The sequence below is a fragment of the Salipiger sp. HF18 genome, assembly GCF_011806505.1.
Classification (GTDB): Bacteria; Pseudomonadota; Alphaproteobacteria; order Rhodobacterales; family Rhodobacteraceae; genus Salipiger; species Salipiger thiooxidans.
Map to the genome: position 1 here is coordinate 1 of NZ_JAATOS010000387.1, position 3,748 is coordinate 3,748.

Consider the following 3,748-nt stretch of genomic DNA (forward strand, 5'->3'; position numbering starts at 1 on the left):
TGGCCGCCGCGGCGCTGTCGAAAACCGGCAAGCTGGGCTCGGTCTCGGCCTTCGCGATCCCCGAACTCATCACATCGATCAATGCCTTCGCGCTGGGCGCGCAGTCGGTCAACCCCGACGTCGAGGTCTCGGTGGTCTGGGTCAACTCCTGGTTCGACCCCGCGCAGGAGCAGGACGCCGCCAAGGCGCTGCTGGCGCAGGGCTGCGACGTCATCTTCTCGAACGCGCAGGACACGCCCTCGGTGGTCTCGGTCTGCGAGGAGGCGGGCGCCTACGTCTTCAACCTCAACTCGTCGATGAAGGCCAACGCGCCGAACTTCTACCTCGGCTGCGTCGAGACCGACTGGTCGCCGTTCTTCGTCGAGTCGGTCAAGGCGCACATGGACGGCACGTTCGAGGGCCGCAACGCCTTCCTTGGCGTTGAGGACGGAGTGGTGAAGATCGTCGACTGGAACCCGGACATCCCCGCCGAGACCAAGGCGAGGATCGACGAGACCGCCGCCGCCATCGCCGACGGCTCGTTCCATCCGTTCACCGGCCGCATCGTCAGGCAGGACGAGACGGTGGGCGTCGAGGACGGCGAGACGCTGGCCGACGAGGCGATCGTGTCGATGGACTGGCACGTCGCCGGCGTGACCACGCCGCTGCCGAAGTAAATGTCGCTGCTCTCGCTCAGGGGGCTGAGCAAGTCCTACGGGACCGTGCGGGCCAACCGCGGCATCGACCTCGATGTCGCGGAGGGCTCCATCCATGCGATCCTGGGCGAGAACGGCGCCGGCAAGTCGACGCTGATGAAGCTCATCTACGGTGTCGAGAGCCCCGACGAGGGCGAGATCTTCTGGCAGGGGGACAAGGTCTCCCTGTCTTCACCTGCCGAGGCAAGATCGCGCGGCATCGGTATGGTTTTTCAGCATTTTTCCCTGTTTGAGACGTTGACGGTCGTCGAGAATATCTCGCTGATCGTGCCGGGCCGGAAGGCCGAGCTCACGTCGCGCATCCGCGAACTCGGGCGCGACTACGGTCTCGAGGTCGACCCGGTCGCGCATGTGCATGCGCTTTCGGTGGGCGAGCGCCAGCGGGTCGAGATCATCCGCTGCCTGATGACCGACCCGAAGCTCCTGATCCTCGACGAGCCGACCTCGGTGCTGCCGCCGCAATCGGTGGAGAAACTCTTCGAGACACTGCTGAAACTGCGCGACCGGGGGGTGTCGATCCTCTTCATCTCGCACAAGCTGGAAGAGATCCGCTCGATCTGCGACCACGCCACGATCCTCCGCGACGGCGCGGTCACCGGCAACGTCGACCCACGCGAGCACGACGCGCATGACCTTGCGCAGATGATGATCGGCCGCGACATGCCCGCGCCCAGGCCCTTCGAGGCGCGCGCGCCGGGGCCGGTGATGCTCGAGCTCGCGGGGCTTGATTACCGGCCCGACGACCCGTTCCAGATTTCGCTGAAGTCGGTGAGCCTGCAGCTTCACGCGGGCGAGATCCTCGGCATCGCTGGGGTGTCGGGCAACGGGCAGGGCGAGCTTGCCCGGCTGATCTCGGGCGAGACCCGCCGCCACCCAGAGGCCCGGGCCGAGGTCATGATGATGGGCCAGCCGGTGGGCCATCTCGGTGCCGCTGCCCGCCGCAAGCTGGGCTTTGCCTTCGTGCCCGAGGAACGGCTCGGACGCGGTGCCGTGCCCGAGATGTCGCTGGCGGACAACACGCTGCTCACCGCGCACCGGCTGGGGCTGGTGAAGCGCGGGCTCATCGACCGGCGCGCCGAAGAGGCCTTCACAGCGCGCTGCATCGCCGACTACGACGTGCGCACGCCGGGGCCGCAGGCCGAGGCCGGGGCGCTGTCGGGCGGCAACCTTCAGAAGTTCATCGTGGGCCGCGAGATCGAGCTCGGGCCGAGGCTGCTGTTCGTGGCGCAACCCACGTGGGGCGTCGATATCGGCGCGGCCACCGCGATCCGGCGCAAGCTCGTGGACCTGCGCAACGCGGGCACCGCCGTGCTGGTAATCTCCGAGGAGATCGAGGAACTGTTCGAGATCTGCGACCGCATCCAGGTGATCCGCGAGGGCCGGCTGTCACCCTCGCTCGACGTGTCCGAGACCCGGGTCGAGGACGTGGGCCGCTACATGATCGGCGCGGAAGAGAGGGCGCGGCCATGATGGGCTATCGGATTATCCGCCGCACCACCGCCTCGCGGCGCATGGCGGTGCTGGCGCCGCTGGCCGCGCTGCTGGCCGCCATCGTGCTGAACTTCGTGCTCTACCTGCTGATGGGCAAGGACCCGGGCGCGGTGTTCTACGCCATGCTGCTCGAGCCCTTCATCTCGTGGAATTCCTTCGCCGAGGTGCTGCTGAAGATGACGCCGCTTCTGCTCATCGCGCAGGGGCTGGCGATCGGCTTCCGCGCCAAGGTCATCAACATCGGCGCCGAGGGGCAGTTCGTGCTGGGCGCGATCTTCGCCTCGTCGATCCCGGTCTGGTTCCCGCAGGCCACCGGCTGGTGGCTCTGGCCGCTGATGCTGTTGCTGGGGGCCATCGGCGGCGCGCTCTGGGCCGCGCTGCCGGCATTCTGGCGGGTGCGGCTCAACGCGTCGGAAATCCTCGTGACGCTGATGATGAACCTGATCGCGGCGCAGCTTCTGGCCTACCTGCTGGTGGGGCCGTGGAAGGATCCGATGGGCTTCAACTTCCCGCAGACGGTGATGTTCCAGTGGGACGCGATGGTGCCGACGCTCTTCCCCGGGACGCGGGTCAACGTGGCGCTGATCCTCGCGCTGGTCTGGTCGGTGCTGGCCTGGGTCTACATGCAGCGCAGCTTCCAGGGCTACCAGCTGGTGGTCGGAGGCCTCGCCCCCCATGCCACCGCCTACGCGGGCTTTTCCGAAGGCCGCGCGGTCTGGCTGTCGCTGCTGATCGGCGGCTTCGCGGCGGGGCTCGCGGGCGCCGCCGAGGTCGCGGGACCGCTCGGCCAGCTCCAGCGCGGCATCGCCTCGGGCTACGGCTACGCGGCGATCATCGTGGCCTACCTTGGCGGGCTGCACCCGGTGGGTATCGTGTTTTCCTCGCTCTTCATGGCGGCGCTCTACATCGGCGGCGACAACGCCATGGTCTCGGCCGGGCTGCCGGCTTCGGCGGTCGAGGTGTTCCAGGGCTCGCTGCTGGTCTGCTACCTCGCGGCCATCGTGCTGGTCCGCTACCGTTTCGCCCGACCGGCGGAGGTCGCGGCATGAGCGCGCTCTCCTTCATCCTTGCCGGCATGCTTGCCGCGGCCATGCCCTTCCTGCTGGCGGCACTGGGCGAGCTGGTGGCGGAGCGCTCGGGCGTGCTGAACCTCGGGATCGAGGGCATGATGGCGCTGGGTGCGGTCGTGGCCTTCATCGTCGTGCGCCACAGCGGCGGCCACGCCATGGGCTTCATGGCGGCGGGGCTCGCGAGCGCGGCGCTCTCGCTGGTCTTCGCGTGGCTGGCGCTGGCGGTGCGGGCGAACCAGGTGGCGGCAGGGCTCGCCATCGGCATCCTGGGGCAGGGGCTCTCGGCGCTGTTCGGCAAGGGCTACGAGAGCCTGACCGTCCCCGGCCTGCCCAAGCTCGCCATCCCCGGCCTGTCCGACCTGCCGGTCATTGGCGGGCTCTTCGCGCAGGACGCGGTGGTCTGGCTCGGCCTGCTCGGCACGCTGGCGATCTGGGCGGCGATGCGCTTCACCAAGCTGGGACTCGTGATCCGAGCGGTGGGCGAGAACCCCC

General features: G+C 68.6%; 3 protein-coding genes and 1 pseudogene. All 4 read left to right on the forward strand.

What is annotated here, in order from left to right; translation table 11 throughout:
• On the forward strand, nucleotides 1–656 hold a 656-nt coding region (locus HC022_RS21005; protein WP_167453717.1), incomplete at its 5' end, for a BMP family ABC transporter substrate-binding protein.
• Nucleotides 657–2,165, forward strand: coding sequence for an ABC transporter ATP-binding protein (locus tag HC022_RS21010; protein WP_167453718.1), 1,509 nt, complete (start codon nucleotides 657–659; stop codon nucleotides 2,163–2,165).
• Nucleotides 2,165–3,235, forward strand: a complete 1,071-nt coding sequence (locus HC022_RS21015) for an ABC transporter permease (protein WP_254885206.1) — start codon at nucleotides 2,165–2,167, stop codon at nucleotides 3,233–3,235. The genes HC022_RS21010 and HC022_RS21015 overlap by 1 nt, the downstream gene beginning before the upstream one ends.
• Nucleotides 3,232–3,748: pseudogene (locus HC022_RS21020) on the forward strand (ABC transporter permease); the annotation flags it as partial. The gene HC022_RS21015 and the pseudogene HC022_RS21020, both read left to right, overlap by 4 nt.

What these genes read in the sequence shown, in the direction of transcription:
- HC022_RS21015 (WP_254885206.1), top strand. Translation starts at nt 2,165, where the DNA reads ATGGGCTATCGGATTATCCGCCGCACCACCGCCTCGCGGCGCATGGCG.
- HC022_RS21010 (WP_167453718.1), top strand. Translation starts at nt 657, where the DNA reads ATGTCGCTGCTCTCGCTCAGGGGGCTGAGCAAGTCCTACGGGACCGTG.